The following is a 20,511-nucleotide window of genomic DNA, read 5'->3' on the forward strand; positions in this document are numbered from 1 at the left end:
TTTTGCGCCCTCTGTTTTTTTCGTTATAATAGGTAAAGTGTATTTTCAGTATATTAGACGTGACATGCAAGCAAAGGTTTCGTTTTGGATATAAAAAGTTTTTTTGGAGGAAGTAATGAAAATTAAAGAAATTATTGTAGTCGAGGGACGCGATGACACTGCGCGCATAAAACTTGCCGTTGATGCGGATACGATCGAGACAAACGGTTCCGCAATCGGAGACGAAGTCATCAGGCAGATTCGGCTGGCGCAGGAAACGAGAGGGGTCATCGTGCTGACGGACCCGGATTTTCCGGGGGAGAAGATCCGGAAATCCATTTCTGAAGCAGTACCCGGCTGTAAACACGCATTTCTGCCCAAACATCTTGCCAAACCGAAAAACAAGCGCGGCATTGGCGTTGAGCACGCATCCATTGAAAGCATCAGAGCATGTCTGGAAAATGTGCATGAAGAGATGGAGGCAAAGCCGAGTGAGATTTCAGCTGAAGATGTCATACAGGCCGGTCTGATCGGCGGAACGGCTGCCAAAAGACGGCGCGAACGATTGGGTGACCTGCTGAAGATCGGCTATACAAACGGCAAGCAGCTTCAAAAACGGCTGCAAATGTTTCAAATCAAAAGAAGTGATTTTATTGATGCGCTCGATGCTATGAGGCAGGAGGAACAGGATGAACAATAAAGATATCGCGACACCTATCAGAACGAAGGAAATTCTGAAAAAGTACGGTTTCTCTTTTAAAAAGAGTCTGGGACAGAATTTCTTAATTGATACAAATATATTGGACAGAATTGTGGACCATGCGGAAATTACGGATCGGACCGGAGTCATTGAAATCGGACCCGGAATCGGCGCGCTGACAGAGCAGCTTGCCAAACGGGCGAAAAAGGTCGTCGCGTTTGAAATTGATCAGCGTCTGCTGCCCATTCTCAATGATACGCTGTCTCCGTATGACAATGTAACGATTATTCATCAAGATGTGCTGAAAGCAGACGTCAAATCCGTCATTGAAGAGCAGTTTCAGGATTGTGATGAAATTATGGTGACGGCGAATCTCCCATATTATGTGACGACGCCGATCATCATGAAGCTTTTGGAAGAACATCTTCCGTTAAAAGGAATTGTCGTAATGCTGCAAAAAGAGGTCGCTGAGCGGATGGCCGCTGATCCTTCCTCTAAGGAGTACGGATCGCTTTCCATTGCGGTTCAGTTCTATACGGAGGCCAAAACCGTCATGACCGTACCGAAAACGGTGTTTGTGCCTCAGCCTAATGTCGATTCCGCCGTCATCCGTCTCTTGCTTCGTGACGGCCCGGCGGTTGACGTCGATAATGAACCGTTTTTCTTCCAGCTGATTAAAGCAAGCTTCGCACAGCGCCGGAAAACCTTGCTGAACAACCTTGTGAACAATCTTCCGGGCGGAAAAGAGAAAAAAGCTCAAATTGAAGAAGTTCTTCAAGAAACGAATATTGATGGAAAGCGGCGCGGTGAATCCCTGTCCATAGAAGAATTTGCGCTCTTGTCCAACGGATTGCATAAAGCCCTTTTCTAAGAGGGCTTTTTGTTTTGCGTCACCACTTGGACTGCCGCTACATAGGCTAGAGGAGAACCTTATTCATTCAACTGCAAGAAAAGCTTGAAACATCAAGCGCCGCAGCGGAAAGAGGTTTTGCCAAGACTTCTTTCATGATGAGGCTTAGTCTATTTGTGGAGTGGGTAACGTGCAATTTCAAATAGGAGATATGGTAGCCAGGAAATCCTATCAAATGGATGTTTTATTTCGCATTATCGGTATAGAGCAAACAAGCAACGGAAATTCAATTGCCATCCTGCATGGTGACGAAGTCAGATTGATTGCGGATGCTGATTTTTCTGATTTGGAGCCTGTCAGAAAAGACGAACAGGCCATGAGAAAGAAAAGAGATGAAAGCAGGATGAATGAATCTCTCGAGCTGCTCCGCCAGGATTATAAGCTGCTTCGGGAAAAACAGGAGTATTACGCGACAAATCAATATCAGCATCAGGAGCACTACTTTCATATGCCCGGAAAGGTATTGCATCTGGACGGCGATGAGGCCTATTTGAAAAAGTGCCTGAACTTTTATGAAAAAATCGGTGTGCCGGTATACGGAATTCATTGCCATGAGAAAAAAATGCCGGCGTCAATTGACGAGCTGCTTGATAAATACAGGCCGGATATTTTAGTCATCACCGGCCATGATGCATATTCCAAGCATAAGGGAGGCGTGAACGATTTAAGCGCCTACAGGCATTCCAAACACTTTGTCGAAACCGTTCAGAGAGCGAGGCGTAAAGTCCCTCATTTGGATCAGCTGGTCATATTCGCGGGGGCGTGCCAATCTCATTTTGAGTCTTTAATCAGAGCGGGCGCGAATTTCGCAAGTTCGCCGTCACGCGTCAATATTCATGCGCTTGACCCGGTATATATTGTCGCGAAAATCAGCTTCACTCCGTTTATGGAGCGGATCAATGTATGGGATGTTCTGAGAAATACGCTGACGAGAGAGAAAGGGCTGGGAGGAATTGAAACGAAGGGTGTGCTGCGTGTCGGTATGCCGTATAAATCAAATGGATGAGTGATAAAACCCGCATATATTTCGCTATGCGGGTTAATTATTTTACATATTGATACATAAATTTCCGGAACTTGTGAAAAATAACGCAGAAATCAATAGAATTTTGTCAAAATAATTTTGTTGACAATGACTTATTAACGTTGATATAATTTAAATTTTATTTGACAAAATTGGGCTCTTGTTGTACAATAAATGTAGTGAGGTGGATGCAATGGCGAAGACGTTGTCCGATATAAAAAGATCGCTTGATGGGAATTTAGGTAAACGGCTTACGTTAAAAGCAAACGGCGGCCGCCGAAAAACGATTGAGCGTTCGGGCATTTTAGCTGAGACGTACCCTTCTGTTTTTGTGATACAACTAGATCAAGACGAGAATTCGTTTGAAAGAGTTTCATACAGTTATGCTGATATTCTGACTGAGACTGTTGAATTGACATTCAATGACGATGCGGCAAGCTCAGTAGCATTTTAATGGGCAGTGAACCTTTTGTTTACTGCTTTTTGTTTTGCCTTCTAAAGCTCTTCTAATTATTCCCTCGAAAGTTTCAGCCGATTAAACGGAAGCTATAGGTGTCACATGTTTTATCGTGGCGTGCACGAATGGTGATCAATTCTATAAAAGGGGTTGTTTCGTTTGGGCAGACGTCGTGGAGTTATGTCAGATGAGTTCAAATATGAGCTGGCGAAGGACCTTGGTTTTTACGATACGGTGAAAAACGAGGGCTGGGGAGGCATTCGGGCGCGTGACGCCGGGAATATGGTAAAGCGCGCGATCGAGATTGCCGAACAGCAGATGGCGGCTCAGAACCAAAATAACCGATAATGCAGTGGCCCGGGGGACAATCCGTTCCCCGGTTTTTTCTATCGGCTGTCAAAACCGGCGTCAATTTCGGATAAGTACCTCCGGGTCTCCAAATGTGATACAATGTTCATACTTATGTTTAGATGGAGAAGTAGGTGAAAGCTATGCGTATTTTAGAAAAAGCGCCGGCCAAAATCAATCTGTCCCTCGATGTGACGAGTAAACGCCCGGATGGTTATCACGAAGTGGAGATGATCATGACGACAATTGATTTGGCAGATCGGATTGAACTGACAGAACTGCCCGAAAACGTTATCAGAGTGGCGTCGCATAATCGCTTTGTTCCGGATGATCAAAGGAATCTGGCTTATCAGGCAGCCAAACTGCTTAAAGAACGGTTTCAAGTTAAAAAAGGCGTTTCGATTATGATTACAAAGGTGATCCCTGTAGCGGCAGGGCTTGCCGGCGGAAGCAGCGATGCGGCAGCTACGCTCAGAGGGCTGAACAGGCTTTGGGATTTAAAGCTTTCTGTCGAAGAGCTTGCAGAGCTTGGAGCTGAAATCGGTTCAGACGTGTCCTTCTGTGTATACGGAGGCACTGCCCTGGCAACCGGACGCGGTGAGAAGATCAGGCACATCAGTGCTCCGCCTCATTGCTGGGTCATGCTCGCCAAACCGACGATCGGGGTATCGACTGCCGAAGTGTACCGCCGGCTGAACTTACAGCAGGTTCGGCATCCTGATGTGCAGGCGATGATTGACGCGATTGAAGAAAAAAGCTTCCAAAAGGTATGCGGACAATTAGGAAACGTGTTGGAGTCGGTTACGCTCAGCCTCCATCCCGAGGTGGCGATGATTAAAAATCAAATGAAACGCTTCGGCGCTGATGCGGTGTTAATGAGCGGAAGCGGACCGACTGTATTCGGTTTGGTTCAATACGAATCAAAGGTGCAGCGGATTTATAACGGGTTAAGAGGTTTCTGTGATCAAGTGTACGCGGTGCGGATGATCGGCGAACAGAATGCTCTTGATTAAATCCGTATGTTAAGTTATATTATTTTTAAATTATTCGGATTTTGGGGGTAAGTTCATGAAGTTTCGTCGCAGCGGCAGATTGGTGGACTTAACAAATTATTTGTTAACCCATCCGCATGAATTAATACCGTTAACGTTTTTCTCAGAACGGTATCAATCAGCAAAGTCATCAATCAGTGAAGATTTAACGATTATTAAACAGACCTTTGAACAGCAAGGCATTGGGACGCTGCTTACAGTGCCGGGAGCTGCCGGAGGCGTCAAATACATTCCGAAAGTGAAACAGGCTGAAGCAGAAGCGTTTATACAGGAGCTGGGACAGTCTTTAGTAAATCCTGAGCGTATCCTTCCGGGCGGTTATGTATATTTAACGGATATCTTAGGAAAACCATCTGTCCTCTCTCATGTAGGCAGGCTTTTTGCTTCCGTTTTTGCGGAGCGGGAGATTGATGTGGTGATGACCGTTGCGACAAAAGGAATCCCTCTTGCTTACGCAGCGGCCAGTTATCTGAACGTTCCGGTTGTCATCGTGCGAAAGGACAATAAAGTGACTGAAGGCTCCACGGTGAGCATCAATTATGTATCAGGGTCGTCTAACCGCATTCAAACAATGTCGCTTGCGAAAAGAAGTTTGGCTACGGGTTCGAACGTTTTGATTATTGACGACTTTATGAAAGCCGGCGGCACCATTAACGGCATGATCAGCCTGCTTGATGAGTTTAATGCAAACGTCGCGGGGATAGGCGTCTTGGTTGAAGCCGAGGGAGTGAATGAACGGCTTGTCGATGAATACATGTCACTGCTCACGCTTTCAACCATCAATATGAAAGACAAAACGATTGAGATTCAAAACGGCAATTTTCTGCGATTTTTTAAAGAACAGCATTTAAAGAATGGGGAGACAGAAAAATGACTAAAGCAATCCATACGAAACACGCGCCGGCAGCGATCGGGCCATATTCACAGGGAATCATCGTAAACAACATGTTTTACAGCTCAGGCCAGATTCCTCTTACTGCTGAAGGAGAAATGGTAAACGGTGATATCACAGAACAAACGCATCAGGTGTTCAGCAATTTAAAAGCTGTGCTGAAAGAAGCGGGCGCTTCTCTCGAGACGGTTGTCAAAGCAACGGTATTTATTGCTGATATGGAGCAGTTTGCGGAAGTGAATGAAGTGTACGGACAATACTTTGATGTACATAAGCCGGCAAGGTCTTGTGTGGAAGTGGCGAGACTGCCGAAAGACGCTCTCGTGGAAATTGAAGTCATTGCGCTGGTAAAATCTTAAATCTCAGAAAAGTGGTTCCGGTCTCCGGGATCACTTTTTTTATGCAGTATATGATCCCCAAATATGGTTTATCACCTAATTGTGTATGTATATCCTATATTTTCAAAAAAACTTTTTGAAACGTGCAGGAATTTAAAAAGAATCGTGGAATTGTTAGACTAATGCTTTTATATAGGGAAAAGGTGGTGAACTACTGTGGAAGTTACTGACGTAAGATTACGCCGCGTGAATACCGATGGTCGCATGAGAGCGATTGCATCCATCACGCTGGATCACGAATTTGTCGTACATGATATTCGTGTGATTGATGGAAACAATGGTCTTTTCGTTGCGATGCCGAGTAAACGCACCCCTGATGGAGAATTCCGCGATATTGCTCATCCTATTAATTCCAGCACGCGGGGCAAGATCCAGGATGCTGTTTTAAATGAGTATCATCGTTTGGGTGATTCTGAAGCATTAGAATATGAAGAAGCCGGGGCTTCTTAAACATAACAAAATGTAAGGACTGCTGATAAAGGCTGACACAAGGCCTTTTCCGGCAGTCCTTTTTTAAATCTGATTTTTCAGTAATAAAGCGATTACATAGAAAATTCTTGCACTTTTTGATGTCTTCTTGAAATCAACAGCTATTTAGGATATATTTTTCTATGGATAAAAGGGATATTGGAGGCCATTAAATGGATAAGCGGTTTGCAGTGATTTTAGCTGCCGGAAAAGGAACGAGAATGAAATCGAAGCTCTATAAGGTCCTTCATCCGGTATGCGGAAAGCCTATGGTAGAGCACGTCGCAGACGAAGCTCTGAAATTATCTTTAGCGAAGCTTGTCACCATCGTAGGACACGGCGCCGAAGATGTGAAGAAGCAGCTCGGACAGAAAAGCGATTACGCTCTCCAAGCAGAACAGCTCGGTACGGCTCATGCGGTCAAGCAGGCAAAACCATTTCTTCACGGAGAAAAGGGTGTCACGATCGTTATTTGCGGCGATACACCGCTTCTGACGGCGGAGACGATGGAAGCCATGCTGAATGAACATACAGACAAAGGTGCAAAAGCCACGGTGTTAACGGCCGTTGCCGACGATCCCGCCGGATACGGAAGAATCATCCGCAGTGAAGACGGCGCCGTTCAAAAAATCGTGGAGCACAAGGATGCTTCGGAGCAAGAACGTCTTGTGAAAGAAATCAACACGGGAACGTACTGTTTTGATAACGAGGCTCTTTTTCGTGTCATCGAACAGGTTTCGAATGAAAATGCCCAAGGCGAGTATTATCTGCCGGATGTGATCGAAATCCTCAAAGACGAAGGCGAAACTGTTGCCGCTTACCAGACTGGTAACTTCCAAGAGACGCTCGGAGTGAATGATAGAGTCGCTCTTTCTCAGGCTGAAATGTATATGAAAGAGCGTATTAACAAACGGCATATGCAGAACGGAGTCACTTTAATCGATCCGATGAATACGTACATCTCACCTGACGCGCGTATCGGACAAGATACAGTTATTTATCCCGGAACTGTGTTAAAGGGACAAGCTGAAATCGGCGATGAATGTGTCATCGGCCCTCACACTGAGATAGAGGACAGTTCAATCGGCAGCCGCACTGTGATTAAACAATCCGTTGTCAACCGCAGCAAAGTTGGGAATGATGTAAATATCGGTCCTTTTGCTCACATCAGACCCGATTCCGCAATCGGCAATGAAGTGAAGATCGGAAACTTTGTTGAAATCAAGAAAACACAATTCGGCGACCGAAGCAAAGCATCTCATTTAAGCTATATCGGTGATGCCGAAGTGGGCACGGATGTGAATCTGGGCTGCGGCTCCATCACGGTCAATTATGATGGGAAGAAAAAATATTTAACCAAGATTGAAGACGGCGCTTTTATAGGCTGCAACTCCAATCTGGTCGCTCCTGTCACAGTGGGAGAAGGCGCGTATGTCGCTGCGGGTTCAACCGTAACTGAAGATGTGCCGGGCGAAGCGCTTGCCATTGCCAGAGCAAGACAAGTAAATAAAGAAGATTATGTGAAAAATATTCATAAAAAATAATCCTAAAATCGGAGGTTTACCATGTCTAACGAATACGGAGATAAGAATTTAAAGATTTTTTCTTTGAATTCAAATCCAGAACTTGCAAAAGAAATCGCGGATAATGTAGGGGTTCAATTAGGAAAGTGCTCTGTTACAAGATTCAGTGACGGAGAGGTCCAGATCAACATAGAAGAAAGTATTCGCGGCTGTGATTGCTATATCATTCAGTCTACAAGTGCGCCGGTTAATGAGCACATTATGGAATTGCTGATTATGGTTGACGCTCTAAAGCGCGCTTCCGCGAAAACAATCAACATTGTGATTCCGTACTACGGTTATGCGCGCCAGGACAGAAAAGCAAGATCACGTGAACCGATTACGGCAAAACTTTTTGCAAACCTGCTTGAAACAGCGGGTGCGACACGCGTGATTGCGCTTGATTTACACGCGCCGCAAATTCAAGGTTTCTTTGATATTCCGATTGACCACTTAATGGGTGTTCCGATTTTAGGCCATTACTTTGAAGGTAAAGACTTGAAAGATATCGTTATTGTTTCTCCTGACCACGGCGGTGTGACGCGCGCCCGCAAACTTGCGGACCGTCTGAAAGCGCCGATCGCGATTATCGACAAACGCCGTCCTAGACCGAATGAGGTAGAAGTGATGAACATCGTCGGTAACGTGGAAGGAAAAACAGCGATTCTGATCGATGATATTATTGATACGGCCGGCACAATCACACTTGCCGCTAACGCGCTGGTTGAAAACGGAGCTGCAGAAGTGTATGCATGCTGTACGCACCCTGTATTGTCAGGCCCTGCCGTTGAGCGGATCAATAACTCTAAAATCAAGGAGCTTGTCGTAACGAACAGCATTAAGCTTCCTGATGAGAAAAAAATCGACCGCTTTAAGCAGCTTTCTGTCGGACCGCTTCTGGCTGAAGCGATTATCCGCGTTCACGAGAAACAATCTGTCAGCTATTTATTCAGCTAAACCGAAACTTTAAGGTTTAAATCCCAGTTATTGTGGGTATTGTTCTAATAGGACGATAAAACGATAATTAGGATGGTGCTGAATATGGCAACTTTAAAAGCAAATGAAAGAACAGATTTTAAACGTTCGACGCTTCGGAAAATCCGTCATTCAGGACATGTTCCAGGGATTATATACGGTAAAGAAATAACGAATACGCCTGTCTCTTTAGACAGTGTCGAATTGCTTAAAACATTGCGGGACGAAGGAAAAAACACGATTATCACAATTGATGTCAACGGAAATCAGCAATCGGTTATGGTGACTGATCTTCAGACAGACCCGCTCAAAAACGAATTGACGCACGCCGATTTTCAAGTCGTGAATATGAGTGAGGAGCTCGAGGCCGAGGTGCCGATTCAGCTGACGGGAGAGGCGAAAGGAGTCAAAGACGGAGGCGTTATCCAGCAGCCGCTGCATGAGCTTTCGATCAAGGCTAAGCCGAAGGACATCCCTCAGACAATCAATGTTGATATTTCCGGGCTTGAAATGAATGATGTGCTGACCATCGCAGATCTGACTGCTGACGGCAATTATACATTTACAAACGACCCGGAAGAAGTCGTGGCTTCCATCCTTCCTCCTAAGCAGGAAGCATTCGAAGAAGATGCAGAACCGTCTCCTGAGGAAGAGCCCGAAGGAGAAAATCAATAAGTGCTTTAAGACGTAACCCGCCCGAGGTTACGTCTTTTGTGCTAGAATGAGAAGAATTACAGCGATGTTGAGGGAGGATTTACGATGCTTGTGATTGCCGGTCTCGGTAACCCGGGAAAAACCTATGAGAACACGAGACATAATGTCGGCTTTATGGCCATTGACGAACTTTCCAAAGAATGGAATATTGAACTGAATAAAACGAAATTCAACGGACTTTACGGAATGGGGTTTGTTTCCGGAAAAAAAGTTCTACTTGTTAAACCGCTTACATATATGAATTTATCAGGAGAATGTTTGCGGCCGCTGCTGGATTATTATGATGCCGATCATGAAGATCTGAAAGTCATATACGATGACCTTGATCTTCCGACGGGAAAAATCAGGCTTCGGACGAAGGGGAGCGCAGGCGGACATAACGGAATTAAATCGCTTATACAGCACCTCGGAACCCCTGAATTTGACCGGGTCAGAATCGGAATCGGCCGCCCCGTTAACGGAATGAAAGTCGTTGACTATGTACTGGGAGCTTTTACGAAGGAAGAAGCGCCGCATATCAATGATGCCGTCTCAAAAACCGTAAAAGCCTGCGAAGCTTCCTTAACGAAACCATTTTTAGAAGTCATGAACGAATTTAATGCAAATGTATAAGATAAATAATGGGAGACCATACTAGGGAAAAATGATTTTTTCACATCAGGAGGTCCAACGTATGGCTTTGCATTATTTCTGCCGCCACTGCGGCTTTAAGGTAGGGAGCCTGGAATATTCAACGGTGCCGACACAGTCACTTGGATTTCAGCACTTAACAAATGAGGAAAGAAACGATATGATTTCATATAAAGACAATGGAGATGTCCATGTTCTTACAATTTGTGAAGACTGCCAAGAGGCGCTGGAACGCAATCCGCACTACCATGAACACAACACATTTATTCAATAAGAAGCTTTGGTGTAGATTCTAGACCAAAGCGTTTTTCTGTTCTTGCAGAAAATAGAGAGGAGGGCCCATATGGACAACATTCAAACCTTTATTAAAGAAAGCGATGATTTTAAATCCATTGTCAACGGTTTACATGAGGGGCTGAAGGAACAGCTGCTTGCGGGTCTGTCAGGTTCCGCGCGTTCTGTTTTTACCTCCGCCCTTGCACAGGAAACGAAAAGGCCGATTTTCTTTATCACCCATAATTTATATCAGGCCCAAAAAGTGACGGAAGATCTGACGGCGCTTCTCGGGGATCAATCTGTTTTTTTATACCCCGTGAATGAATTGATTTCTTCAGAAATTGCGGTAGCGAGTCCTGAACTGCGCGCTCAGCGGCTTGATGTCATTAATAGATTAACAAACGGAGAAGCGCCGGTCGTTGTGGCGCCCGTTGCGGCAGTGAGAAGAATGCTTCCGCCGAAGGAGCTGTGGAAAAGCAGCCAGCTCGTCATTTCACTCGGAGACGATATAGAACCGGATCAGCTGTCCGCGCGCCTTGTAGAGGTGGGGTATGAGCGTTCCGATATGGTTTCTGCACCCGGTGAATTCAGTATTCGCGGCGGAATTATCGACATTTATCCGCTGACGTCGGAGCATCCGGTGAGAATTGAACTGTTTGATACGGAGGTCGATTCCATCAGAAGCTTCAATTCTGATGACCAGAGATCAATCGAGACGCTCAAACATGTGGCGATCGGACCGGCGAAGGAATTGATCATCAGGGCGGAAGAAAAAGCCCGGGCAATGGAAAGGCTCGATAAAGGGCTTGCCGACAGTCTGAAAAAGCTGAAGCAGGACAAACAAAAGGAAATGCTTCATATCAATATCTCACATGATAAAGAACGGTTATCAACGGGACAGACTGATCAGGAACTTGTGAAGTATCTCTCGTACTTTTACGAAAAACCTGCTAGTTTGCTAGATTATACACCGGCAGACACGTTGTTATTGTTAGACGAGGTCAGCCGCATTCATGAAATGGAGGATCAGCTGCAAAAAGAAGAGGCCGAATTTACGACAAGTCTGCTCGAGGAAGGGAAAATTCTGCATGACATTCATTTATCCTTCAGCTTTCAGGAGCTTATGAGCGAAAAGCGGCGTCCGGCTATTTATTATTCATTATTTTTGCGTCATGTCCAGCATACAAGCCCTCAGAATATCGTGAATGTGACAAGCCGGCAGATGCAGAGTTTTCACGGGCAGATGAATGTGCTCGCAGGTGAAATGGAGCGCTTTAAGAAATCAAACTTCACCGTCGTCTTTTTAGGCGCAAATAAGGACAGAACCGACAGATTGGCATCCGTGCTGGCTGATTACGAAATTGAAGCCGCAAAAACGGACAGCTCCAAAGCGCTTGTGCAAGGACAGGTCTATGTCATGGAAGGCGAGCTGCAATCCGGTTTTGAACTGCCGCTGATGAAGCTGGCCGTCATTACGGAGGAAGAGCTGTTCAAAAACCGAATCAAGAAAAAGCCGAGAAAGCAGAAGCTGACAAATGCCGAACGGATCAAAAGCTATTCCGAGCTTCAGGTCGGTGACTATGTCGTCCACGTCAACCACGGGATCGGTAAGTACTTGGGGATCGAAACACTGGAAATCAAAGGCATTCATAAAGATTACCTCAACATTCATTATCAGGGCAGCGATAAGCTGTATGTCCCTGTAGAACAAATCGATCAGGTGCAGAAGTATGTCGGCTCTGAAGGAAAAGAACCGAAGCTTTATAAACTGGGCGGCAGTGAATGGAAACGGGTGAAGAAAAAAGTTGAAAACTCCGTTCAGGATATTGCCGATGATCTGATTAAGCTTTATGCGGAACGGGAAGCAAGCAAAGGCTATGCGTTCTCGCCCGATCATGAAATGCAGCGGCAGTTCGAATCTGCTTTCCCTTATCAGGAAACAGAGGACCAGCTCCGTTCCATTCAGGAGATTAAAAAGGATATGGAAAGAGAGCGCCCGATGGACCGTTTGCTTTGCGGTGATGTGGGATACGGGAAGACGGAGGTAGCCATCCGAGCGGCCTTTAAAGCGATCGCAGACGGAAAGCAGGTCGCGCTTCTTGTGCCGACGACAATACTCGCGCAGCAGCATTATGAAACCATTACGGAGCGTTTTCAGGACTATCCGATTAACATCGGTCTTCTCAGCCGATTCAGAACGAGAAAAGAATCCAATGAAACGATTAAAGGCCTGAAAAACGGAACGGTAGACATCGTAATCGGAACCCACAGGCTCTTATCTAAAGACGTCGTCTATAAAGATCTCGGCTTGCTCATCATTGATGAAGAGCAGCGCTTCGGCGTAACACATAAGGAAAAAATCAAACAGATCAAAGCCAATGTCGATGTACTGACTCTTACAGCGACGCCGATTCCGCGTACGCTTCATATGTCCATGCTCGGTGTGCGGGACTTATCCGTTATTGAAACGCCGCCGGAAAACCGTTTCCCTGTTCAGACATATGTCGTGGAATACAACGGCGCGCTTGTACGAGAAGCTATCGAAAGAGAACTGGCGCGCGGAGGACAGGTATATTTCCTGTACAACCGCGTGGATGACATCGAGCGGAAGGCTGATGAAATTTCCATGCTTGTTCCCGATGCGAAAGTGGCATATGCCCACGGAAAAATGACCGAAAATGAATTGGAAAGCGTCATGCTCAATTTTCTGGAAGGGGAATCAGACGTCCTTGTCAGCACGACTATTATTGAGACAGGCGTAGATATACCAAATGTCAATACCTTGATTGTGTTCGACGGAGACAAAATGGGGCTGTCTCAGCTGTATCAGCTGAGAGGACGGGTCGGCCGTTCCAACCGCGTCGCTTACGCTTATTTTACGTACCGCAGAGACAAAGTGCTTACTGAGGTGGCGGAAAAACGGCTGCAGGCGATTAAAGAATTTACCGAGCTGGGATCAGGCTTTAAAATCGCCATGCGTGACTTGACGATCAGGGGAGCGGGGAACCTTCTCGGCGCCCAGCAGCACGGCTTTATCGACTCAGTCGGTTTTGACCTGTACTCGCAAATGCTTAAGGAAGCGATTGAAGAGCGGAAAGGCGATATTCCGAAAAGCGAACAGTTTGAGACAGAAATCGATATCGAGCTTGACGCGTATATTCCTGAAAACTATATACAAGACGGCAAGCAAAAAATCGACATGTATAAACGCTTCAGGTCAATCGCCACAATTGAGGAGAAAAATGAGCTCCAAGATGAAATCATCGACAGGTTCGGCAGCTATCCTAAAGAAGTTGAATGGCTGTTTACGGTTGCTGAGATGAAGGTGTACGGAAAATATGAACGCGTCGAACTCATCAAGCAGGATAAAGACGCGATCAGATTTACCATTTCTGAAGAGGCCAGCGCACAGATTGACGGCCAGAAATTATTCGAACTCGGCAATAAATACGGCCGGCAGATCGGACTGGGAATGGAAGGGAAAAAGCTGAAAATCTCAGTACAGACGAAAGGCCGCAAAACGGAAGAGTGGCTGGAGACCGTGCTCGGCATGCTGAAAGGCCTTCAGAATGTGAAGAAAGAAACAATCGCGTCTTCATAAAAATTGTTACTCTCTGGTGTATATTACATTTGATGTGACGGATACTAATTTCAAGCGAGTGGCGGAAGCTACATAAAGTAAAGAGCTTTAGTACTTTCCCTTAAATATCATCACATGAAAGAGAGGCACCAGAGAGATGAAAGCTACAGGTATCGTACGTCGTATTGATGATCTAGGACGGGTCGTCATTCCTAAAGAAATTCGGAGAACACTGCGAATCAGGGAAGGAGACCCGCTTGAAATATTCGTTGACCGCGACGGAGAAGTTATATTGAAAAAATATTCTCCTATCAGTGAGCTTGGCGATTTTGCGAAAGAATATGCAGATGCATTGTATGACAGTCTCGGCCATTCCGTCTTGATTTGCGACCGTGACGCGTATATTGCCGTTTCGGGCAGTTCGAAAAAAGAATTTCTGAATAAAGCCATCAGCGATTTGCTCGAAAAAACGATGGATCAGCGCAGCTCAGTGGTAGAAAACGACGTGAAGTCCGCGCAGCTTGTGAATGACATTGATGAAGATATGAGCTCCTATACAATAGCTCCGATCGTGGCAAATGGCGATCCTATCGGTGCCGTGGTCATCTTTTCCAAGGAACAGGCACTTGGAGAAGTAGAACATAAAGCGGTAGAAACGGCAGCCAGTTTTTTGGCGAGACAAATGGAGCAGTAGGTCTTATTACCATTATTGAAATAAGAAAACGGGAAAAGAACAGCTCTTATACAAGTGCTGTTCTTTTTCATATTCATATGTGCTCTCTATCGGTTCGGCCGTTAGGATTGTGATATAATAAGCTCGTTTTATAGACGTAATTTTCTAGCGGCTGGAAGGAGCTTTTGGATGAACGATTCAGTTGGCGCCAAGCGGCAATCGGCATGGAAAGGTGCTTTTGTGCTCGTCGTTGCGGGCATCGTGACGAAGATATTAAGCGCCGTGTACAGGGTTCCTTTTCAGAATATTGTCGGTGACGTCGGATTTTACATTTATCAGCAGGTGTATCCGTTTTTAGGGATCGCGGTCATGCTGTCAACATCCGGTTTTCCGGTGATCATCTCAAAATTAATGAACGATTATAGCGATCATAAACAAAAAATAATGAAAATTTCCGCCCTTTATGTCACGGCGGCCGGACTTGTTCTGTTTGCGCTCATGTATGCCGGCGCGGCGCCGTTGGCCGGTTTTATGGGTGACGCCCGCCTTGTGATGCTGATAAGGGTCGCGGCGTTCGCTTTCATACTGTTTCCGTTTACGGCGGTTTTCCGGGGGTATTTCCAAGGCGTGCATGATATGATGCCGTCAGCCTTATCCCAGATTACGGAACAGCTTCTTCGGGTGGCGGTGCTTCTCGGTTTATCCTTCTGGCTTTTGAAAAGCGGCCGCTCGTTATACGCGGCGGGTGCGGGGGCGGCCTCGGGATCAATTGCCGGGAGCTTTGCGGCCCTTTGTGTATTGGCTGTTTTCTGGTATAAGCGGGAAGAAACAAAGAAAGACGGCGGACATATCGAAACGGCCGTCATTGTAAAAAAGCTGCTGCTTTATTCAGTCACCATCTGTATCAGCAGTGTACTCATGCTTTTGATTCAGCTTGTAGACGCTTTGAACTTATATTCACTGCTTTCAGACGGGACGGAGAGCCATGCCGCGAAACAGCTGAAAGGTATATATGACCGCGGACAGCCGCTCCTTCAGCTGGGAACCGTGTTTGCCGTCAGTATCGCCGCGTCCTTGGTTCCTTCAATTTCAAAAGCGGTGCATGAGAACAAGCCGTTTATCATAAAAGAGAAAGCGTCATCTGCCGTCAAGCTCTGCCTTGCGGTAGGGATCGGTGCATCAGCCGGGCTTTTTTGCATTTTAGAACCGGTGAATATCATGCTTTTCCAAAACAGTGAGGGGACGCAGACCTTACAAATATTCAGCTTATCTATCTTTTTTGCCTCGATTGCGCTTACGGCAGCCGCAATTCTGCAAGGAGCGGGACATACCGTTTTCCCCGCCGTATCCGTTTTGGCGGGAGGGGCGCTGAAATGGGTGCTGAATGTTTGGCTGGTCCCCGGCTGGGGTATTACAGGAGCGGCACTGGCGACCGTCTTGGCATTTGCCGCAGTTGCGTGCCTGAATCTCCGGAGAATTTGGTCGAAGGGATGGCTGACGAATATCGGAGGCGTGATTGCCCGTCTGTGCTGGTGCAGTCTGCTGATGGTCTTCTTTTTGGTCGTATATATGAAGCTTTGGCAGTTATTTGTTCCTGTCAGCAGGGGCGGAGCTGTATGTGAGAGTCTGTCTGCGTCAATCATCGGAGGGCTATTGTTTATTTATTGTATGATAAGAATGAAGATTTTCACGGACGAAGAGCTGAGCGGTCTTCCTTTCGGCAGTGCTTTAAGCAAATTGAAAAAGAGGAGAGAAAAACATGGCAGGTAATATTACGGTCGTCGGCCTCGGCGCCGGAGACATGGATCAGTTGACAGTGGGCGTACATAAGCTGCTGACTCAGGCGAAGCATTTATATATAAGAACGAAAGACCACCCTTTGATTTCGGAATTAGAGCAAGAGACGGAAGCGGACATCCGGTATTTTGATGATATTTATGAAAAACATGATCAGTTTGAAGCGGTCTATGAAGAGATCACGGACATTCTGTTTGAAAAAGCGAAGCAAGAGGATGTCGTCTACGCTGTACCCGGGCATCCGTTTGTCGCTGAGAAAACCGTTCAGCTGTTATTTGAACGCCGGGAAGAACAACAGATAGATGTTCATACCGCTGGAGGGCAAAGCTTTCTGGATGCCACTTTTAATGCGTTGCGAATTGATCCGATTGAAGGGTTTCAATTTACGGATGCGCAAACAATGACGCCGGATGAGCTCGAACTCCGGCATCACCTGATCATCTGCCAGGTTTATGACCAAATGACGGCCTCTGAGGTGAAGCTGACGCTCATGGAGAAATTGCCTGACGACTATGAAGTGGTCATCGTTACGGCAGCCGGGAGCAAGGGAGAAAAGATGATCAAGGTGCCTTTGTTTGAACTTGACCGCAATGTAGAAATAAATAACTTAACAAGCGTGTATGTTCCGCCGATTAAAAAAGAAGAACTCCTTTACCAGGAATTTTCTGCATTCCGAAGTATTATTCGCGAGCTTCGCGGGCCGAACGGCTGTCCGTGGGATCAAAAGCAGACACACCAGTCATTAAAGAAATATATGATTGAGGAATGCTACGAACTGCTTGAGGCCATTGACGAAGAGGACACGGATCACATGATAGAAGAACTCGGGGACGTCATGCTTCAGGTTATGCTGCACGCCCAGATCGGAGAAGACGAGGGGTATTTCTCAATTGATGATGTCATCAGAGACATCAGTGCGAAGATGGTCAGACGGCACCCGCATGTGTTTAAGGATGTTAAGGTTCAGGATGAACATGATGTCGTCGCCAACTGGGAAGAAATCAAAAAGGCGGAAAAGCAAACAACATCCTCTTCATTGCTGGATGCCGTGCCGAAAACACTGCCTTCTCTTGCGAAAGCCGCCAAGCTTCAGAAAAAAGCCGCAAAAACCGGCTTTGACTGGGATAATGTTCAGGACATATGGGATAAAGTAAATGAAGAGCTGAAGGAATTTTCTGCAGAGGCTTCCGCCGAATCAGCAGATGAAATCAGCTTAAAAGCTGAATTCGGCGATGTTTTATTTGCATTGGTCAATATCGGCCGATACTATAAAATTGAGCCTGAGGAAGCGCTCGCCATGACAAATGACAAATTCCGCAGACGCTTTGCTTATATTGAGAAAGAAGCGGCAGCAAAGGGCCTTGAATTGACCGCAATGTCACTTGAGGAAATGGACAAATTGTGGGATGAAGCAAAAGAAATGGAGAGGAGATTCTGATATGAGACTTGATAAATTTTTAAAAGTATCCAGATTAATTAAGCGACGCACATTGGCGAAAGAGGTCGCCGATCAAGGGAGAATCACCGTTAACGGGAATCAGGCGAAAGCCAGCTCAGACGTAAAAGCCGGTGATGAACTGAAGGTCCGCTTCGGGCAGAAGCTTGTCACCGTGAAGGTAAATGAATTGAAAGAAACAACGAAAAAAGAAGAAGCCGCGGGCATGTATACAATCGTCAAAGAAGAAAAACTCGGCGAATAGGCTTGTTCTAAACAAGGCTCCCGCCTCATACAATGCAGTAATAATGCTAAAAGTATCGAGGATATGGGGGCTGAATAGATGAATTCATATTATGAGCAAAAAGGTTCTTCTTCTGTTCCGGAACAGCATGATGTAACGATGAAAGGGAGAAAGCATTTAGACATTTCGGGCGTCAAGCATGTGGAAAGTTTTGATAACGAAGAGTTTTTGCTGGAAACGGTTATGGGAATGCTTTCCGTCAGAGGCGAGAATCTGCAGATGAAAAACCTTGATGTGGAAAAAGGGATTGTATCTATAAAAGGCAGGGTGTTTGACCTTGTATATTTAGACGAGCAGCAAGGGGATAAAGCTAAAGGGTTTTTTAGCAAGTTGTTTAAATGACGCTGACGACCCAATTTTATACGATGCTGGCAATGACCGGTATGGGCGCCTGGCTCGGAGCGTCGCTTGATACATACAGGCTGTTTGTCAGCCGCGCCAAAACGGCCAGATGGCTGTTATTCATTCATGACATTCTCTTTTGGATTGTACAAGGTCTGCTGTTTTTCTATGTGCTGCTCAACGTGAATGAAGGGGAACTCAGGGTATACATTTTCTTGGCTGTCTTACTGGGTATTGCGACGTACCAAAGCCTGTTTAAACGAATGTATATAAAAATACTGAAATTTGCCATTCATCTTGCGGTGTCTCTTTACCAATTCGCAAAAAAGCTCATTCAGCACGTGCTGTTCCGTCCGGTGCTTCTGCTCTTTAAGCTGCTCATCGGGCTGATCACGGTTATTTCTTTATACTCCTATCGGGTGAGTGCTTTTTTTGCGAAGTGTCTTTTTAAGATCGTAGCGTTTTTGCTGTATCCGCTGTTTTTCCTGTTGAAACAATTATTGAAACTTCTTCCTGAAAAGTGGCGTCTTACTTTCAAACGATATTTTCAAAAAAGTGCAGGATTTTTACAAAAGAGCAAGAAACTAATCATAACAATCAGATCGACCATGATACGTATTTTGAAAAGGTGAAAGGAGGACCGTCTGGTTTGAATCTATCTAGGGAACGTACAATAACTGAAATTCAAAACGACTATAAAGAGCAGGTTGAACGGCAATCCCAGCTTATGAAAAGAAGGCGGAAAGGGCTTTTCAGACGGTTGATCGTATTCGGCGCCCTTGTGTTGTTGACGGCTATTGTCTTAGCGGGTTCTCTGTGGTCACAGACCTCTTCCCTTAGCGCAAACGAAGAAAAAAAGGCTCGGCTGGAAAAACAAGTAAAAGAATTGAATGCGAAACAGGCTGATTTAAAAGATGAAATTTCCAAATTAAAGGATGAGGATTACGTCACAGAGCTTGCCAGAAGAGACTTGTTTATGTCAGGAAATGGTGAGATTCTCTTTAATGTAGAAAAGAAGAGCAAGTAGCCTTGTTGACACTTAAATTTTTATTTAGGTATAATTAAACAAACGATCTTTTTATAAGCCTAAGGAGGAGCACTTTTTTTATGTCGATTGAAGTTGGCAGCAAGTTGCAAGGGAAAATAACAGGTATTACAAATTTCGGAGCATTTGTTGAATTGCCTGGAGGCTCAACCGGTCTCGTTCATATCAGTGAGGTAGCCGATAATTATGTAAAAGACATTAACGAGCATTTAAAAGTCGGCGATCAAGTTGAAGTGAAAGTCATCAACGTTGAAAAAGACGGGAAAATTGGTTTATCAATTAAAAAAGCTAAAGACCGTCCGCAAGCCAGACCTAGAAATGATTTCCGTCCGAAAGAATCTTTTGAACAGAAAATGAACAAGTTTCTTAAAGATAGCGAAGACCGCTTATCATCTTTAAAACGAAACACGGAATCAAAACGTGGAGGGCGCGGAGCAAGAAGAGGATAACTTGCTGCTTTCTATAAATACATGGAGCATCCGTCTATCCCAGCGGGTGCTTTTTTTGTATACGCGCATGTAGTCAGAAAATTAAAACTTTAAAGTTTCTGTTGACGGAATGAAGAAACCTTTGTATTATATAACTTGTGCTTATAAGCACCTATATGGCGGTGTAGCTCAGCTGGCTAGAGCGTACGGTTCATACCCGTGAGGTCGGGGGTTCGATCCCCTCCGCCGCTACCATATATATCTGGCCCGTTGGTCAAGCGGTTAAGACACCGCCCTTTCACGGCGGTAACACGGGTTCGAATCCCGTACGGGTCATCAAGCGAATCGGCTTCTGTTGCAGAAGCCGATTTTTTCATATTTAGACAACTTTTTGAGAAATGTCGGAGGAAATACAAAAGGAAAGGGGAACAAGGGAGAAAGCGTCGAAGAGTTCTTTGGAATTGTTACCTTCTTTTGACAAAATCCTATCTGGGCTTTCATTTATAATGACAAGCAACGAAT

General features: G+C 45.5%; 23 protein-coding genes and 2 tRNA genes. All 25 read left to right on the forward strand.

The window, feature by feature from the left end:
• The first annotated feature begins 115 nt into the window (after positions 1–115).
• Positions 116–679 (forward strand): ribonuclease M5, encoded by a 564-nt coding sequence (rnmV, locus tag L3V45_RS00270; RefSeq protein ID WP_236837215.1) that lies wholly within the window; start codon positions 116–118, stop codon positions 677–679.
• Complete coding sequence (gene rsmA, locus L3V45_RS00275) at positions 669–1,550, forward strand: 16S rRNA (adenine(1518)-N(6)/adenine(1519)-N(6))-dimethyltransferase RsmA (protein WP_004264694.1); 882 nt, start codon at positions 669–671, stop codon at positions 1,548–1,550. Before rnmV ends, rsmA begins: the two co-directional genes overlap by 11 nt.
• A gap of 169 nt (positions 1,551–1,719) precedes the next feature.
• Positions 1,720–2,595: a sporulation peptidase YabG gene (gene yabG, locus L3V45_RS00280; protein ID WP_004264691.1), complete on the forward strand. Its 876-nt coding sequence runs from the start codon at positions 1,720–1,722 to the stop codon at positions 2,593–2,595.
• Positions 2,596–2,806: 211 nt separating this feature from the next.
• Complete coding sequence (gene veg / locus L3V45_RS00285) at positions 2,807–3,067, forward strand: biofilm formation stimulator Veg (protein WP_003218330.1); 261 nt, start codon at positions 2,807–2,809, stop codon at positions 3,065–3,067.
• Positions 3,068–3,229: 162 nt separating this feature from the next.
• Positions 3,230–3,418 (forward strand): small, acid-soluble spore protein, alpha/beta type, encoded by a 189-nt coding sequence (locus L3V45_RS00290; protein ID WP_011996172.1) that lies wholly within the window; start codon positions 3,230–3,232, stop codon positions 3,416–3,418.
• Positions 3,419–3,561: 143 nt separating this feature from the next.
• Positions 3,562–4,431, forward strand: coding sequence for a 4-(cytidine 5'-diphospho)-2-C-methyl-D-erythritol kinase (gene ispE, locus L3V45_RS00295; protein ID WP_004264668.1), 870 nt, complete (start codon positions 3,562–3,564; stop codon positions 4,429–4,431).
• A gap of 55 nt (positions 4,432–4,486) precedes the next feature.
• A complete protein-coding gene (purR, locus tag L3V45_RS00300; RefSeq protein ID WP_004264666.1) occupies positions 4,487–5,344 on the forward strand; it encodes a pur operon repressor in 858 nt (285 codons plus the stop codon).
• A complete protein-coding gene (ridA, locus tag L3V45_RS00305) occupies positions 5,341–5,721 on the forward strand; it encodes a 2-iminobutanoate/2-iminopropanoate deaminase (RefSeq protein ID WP_004264663.1) in 381 nt (126 codons plus the stop codon). Before purR ends, ridA begins: the two co-directional genes overlap by 4 nt.
• Positions 5,722–5,916: 195 nt before the next feature.
• Positions 5,917–6,210: a septation regulator SpoVG gene (gene spoVG / locus L3V45_RS00310; protein ID WP_004264660.1), complete on the forward strand. Its 294-nt coding sequence runs from the start codon at positions 5,917–5,919 to the stop codon at positions 6,208–6,210.
• Positions 6,211–6,401: 191 nt separating this feature from the next.
• The gene (glmU, locus tag L3V45_RS00315; RefSeq protein WP_004264658.1) at positions 6,402–7,772 is read left to right on the forward strand and encodes a bifunctional UDP-N-acetylglucosamine diphosphorylase/glucosamine-1-phosphate N-acetyltransferase GlmU; all 1,371 of its coding nucleotides are present in this window, start codon (positions 6,402–6,404) and stop codon (positions 7,770–7,772) included.
• Between the two features lie 21 nt (positions 7,773–7,793).
• Entirely contained in the window at positions 7,794–8,747 is a 954-nt protein-coding gene (locus L3V45_RS00320; protein WP_004264656.1) for a ribose-phosphate diphosphokinase, read from the forward strand.
• A gap of 84 nt (positions 8,748–8,831) precedes the next feature.
• On the forward strand, positions 8,832–9,440 hold the full coding sequence (locus L3V45_RS00325) for a 50S ribosomal protein L25/general stress protein Ctc (protein ID WP_004264654.1): 609 nt from the start codon (positions 8,832–8,834) through the stop codon (positions 9,438–9,440).
• Between the two features lie 84 nt (positions 9,441–9,524).
• A complete protein-coding gene (gene pth, locus L3V45_RS00330) occupies positions 9,525–10,091 on the forward strand; it encodes an aminoacyl-tRNA hydrolase (protein WP_004264652.1) in 567 nt (188 codons plus the stop codon).
• A gap of 61 nt (positions 10,092–10,152) precedes the next feature.
• Positions 10,153–10,383 (forward strand): anti-sigma-F factor Fin, encoded by a 231-nt coding sequence (locus L3V45_RS00335; RefSeq protein ID WP_004264650.1) that lies wholly within the window; start codon positions 10,153–10,155, stop codon positions 10,381–10,383.
• Positions 10,384–10,452: 69 nt separating this feature from the next.
• Positions 10,453–13,986 (forward strand): transcription-repair coupling factor, encoded by a 3,534-nt coding sequence (gene mfd / locus L3V45_RS00340; RefSeq protein WP_025854078.1) that lies wholly within the window; start codon positions 10,453–10,455, stop codon positions 13,984–13,986.
• Positions 13,987–14,122: 136 nt separating this feature from the next.
• The gene (gene spoVT / locus L3V45_RS00345; protein WP_004264646.1) at positions 14,123–14,659 is read left to right on the forward strand and encodes a stage V sporulation protein T; all 537 of its coding nucleotides are present in this window, start codon (positions 14,123–14,125) and stop codon (positions 14,657–14,659) included.
• Positions 14,660–14,827: 168 nt separating this feature from the next.
• The gene (locus L3V45_RS00350) at positions 14,828–16,408 is read left to right on the forward strand and encodes a putative polysaccharide biosynthesis protein (protein WP_014304198.1); all 1,581 of its coding nucleotides are present in this window, start codon (positions 14,828–14,830) and stop codon (positions 16,406–16,408) included.
• The gene (gene mazG / locus L3V45_RS00355) at positions 16,398–17,873 is read left to right on the forward strand and encodes a bifunctional methyltransferase/pyrophosphohydrolase YabN (protein ID WP_014304199.1); all 1,476 of its coding nucleotides are present in this window, start codon (positions 16,398–16,400) and stop codon (positions 17,871–17,873) included. The genes L3V45_RS00350 and mazG overlap by 11 nt, the downstream gene beginning before the upstream one ends.
• A 1-nt stretch (position 17,874) precedes the next feature.
• Positions 17,875–18,135 (forward strand): RNA-binding S4 domain-containing protein, encoded by a 261-nt coding sequence (locus tag L3V45_RS00360; protein ID WP_004264639.1) that lies wholly within the window; start codon positions 17,875–17,877, stop codon positions 18,133–18,135.
• Positions 18,136–18,213: 78 nt separating this feature from the next.
• Positions 18,214–18,516, forward strand: a complete 303-nt coding sequence (yabP, locus tag L3V45_RS00365) for a sporulation protein YabP (RefSeq protein WP_004264638.1) — start codon at positions 18,214–18,216, stop codon at positions 18,514–18,516.
• Positions 18,513–19,148 carry a spore cortex biosynthesis protein YabQ gene (gene yabQ, locus L3V45_RS00370; protein WP_004264635.1) on the forward strand — a complete coding sequence of 212 codons (636 nt, stop codon included), beginning with the start codon at positions 18,513–18,515 and terminating at the stop codon, positions 19,146–19,148. Before yabP ends, yabQ begins: the two co-directional genes overlap by 4 nt.
• 17 nt (positions 19,149–19,165) lie before the next feature.
• On the forward strand, positions 19,166–19,543 hold the full coding sequence (gene divIC / locus L3V45_RS00375; protein ID WP_032858294.1) for a cell division protein DivIC: 378 nt from the start codon (positions 19,166–19,168) through the stop codon (positions 19,541–19,543).
• 80 nt (positions 19,544–19,623) lie between these two features.
• Positions 19,624–20,010, forward strand: coding sequence for a S1 domain-containing RNA-binding protein (locus L3V45_RS00380; protein ID WP_004264630.1), 387 nt, complete (start codon positions 19,624–19,626; stop codon positions 20,008–20,010).
• A gap of 157 nt (positions 20,011–20,167) precedes the next feature.
• A tRNA-Met gene (locus L3V45_RS00385) sits at positions 20,168–20,244 on the forward strand.
• Positions 20,245–20,253: 9 nt separating this feature from the next.
• Positions 20,254–20,325 (forward strand) — tRNA-Glu (locus tag L3V45_RS00390).
• The last annotated feature ends 186 nt before the right edge of the window (positions 20,326–20,511 follow it).

This window comes from Bacillus sp. R45, from assembly GCF_021729365.1.
Lineage (GTDB): Bacteria > Bacillota > Bacilli > Bacillales > Bacillaceae > Bacillus > Bacillus velezensis.

Coding starts and splice junctions, on each gene's coding strand:
- L3V45_RS00350 (WP_014304198.1), top strand. CDS start 14,828: ATGAACGATTCAGTTGGCGCCAAGCGGCAATCGGCATGGAAAGGTGCT.
- mfd (WP_025854078.1), top strand. CDS start 10,453: ATGGACAACATTCAAACCTTTATTAAAGAAAGCGATGATTTTAAATCC.
- spoVT (WP_004264646.1), top strand. CDS start 14,123: ATGAAAGCTACAGGTATCGTACGTCGTATTGATGATCTAGGACGGGTC.
- L3V45_RS00320 (WP_004264656.1), top strand. CDS start 7,794: ATGTCTAACGAATACGGAGATAAGAATTTAAAGATTTTTTCTTTGAAT.
- yabQ (WP_004264635.1), top strand. CDS start 18,513: ATGACGCTGACGACCCAATTTTATACGATGCTGGCAATGACCGGTATG.
- glmU (WP_004264658.1), top strand. CDS start 6,402: ATGGATAAGCGGTTTGCAGTGATTTTAGCTGCCGGAAAAGGAACGAGA.
- purR (WP_004264666.1), top strand. CDS start 4,487: ATGAAGTTTCGTCGCAGCGGCAGATTGGTGGACTTAACAAATTATTTG.
- L3V45_RS00325 (WP_004264654.1), top strand. CDS start 8,832: ATGGCAACTTTAAAAGCAAATGAAAGAACAGATTTTAAACGTTCGACG.
- veg (WP_003218330.1), top strand. CDS start 2,807: ATGGCGAAGACGTTGTCCGATATAAAAAGATCGCTTGATGGGAATTTA.
- pth (WP_004264652.1), top strand. CDS start 9,525: ATGCTTGTGATTGCCGGTCTCGGTAACCCGGGAAAAACCTATGAGAAC.
- rnmV (WP_236837215.1), top strand. CDS start 116: ATGAAAATTAAAGAAATTATTGTAGTCGAGGGACGCGATGACACTGCG.
- yabP (WP_004264638.1), top strand. CDS start 18,214: ATGAATTCATATTATGAGCAAAAAGGTTCTTCTTCTGTTCCGGAACAG.
- rsmA (WP_004264694.1), top strand. CDS start 669: ATGAACAATAAAGATATCGCGACACCTATCAGAACGAAGGAAATTCTG.
- mazG (WP_014304199.1), top strand. CDS start 16,398: ATGGCAGGTAATATTACGGTCGTCGGCCTCGGCGCCGGAGACATGGAT.
- ridA (WP_004264663.1), top strand. CDS start 5,341: ATGACTAAAGCAATCCATACGAAACACGCGCCGGCAGCGATCGGGCCA.
- L3V45_RS00360 (WP_004264639.1), top strand. CDS start 17,875: ATGAGACTTGATAAATTTTTAAAAGTATCCAGATTAATTAAGCGACGC.
- ispE (WP_004264668.1), top strand. CDS start 3,562: ATGCGTATTTTAGAAAAAGCGCCGGCCAAAATCAATCTGTCCCTCGAT.
- L3V45_RS00380 (WP_004264630.1), top strand. CDS start 19,624: ATGTCGATTGAAGTTGGCAGCAAGTTGCAAGGGAAAATAACAGGTATT.
- L3V45_RS00335 (WP_004264650.1), top strand. CDS start 10,153: ATGGCTTTGCATTATTTCTGCCGCCACTGCGGCTTTAAGGTAGGGAGC.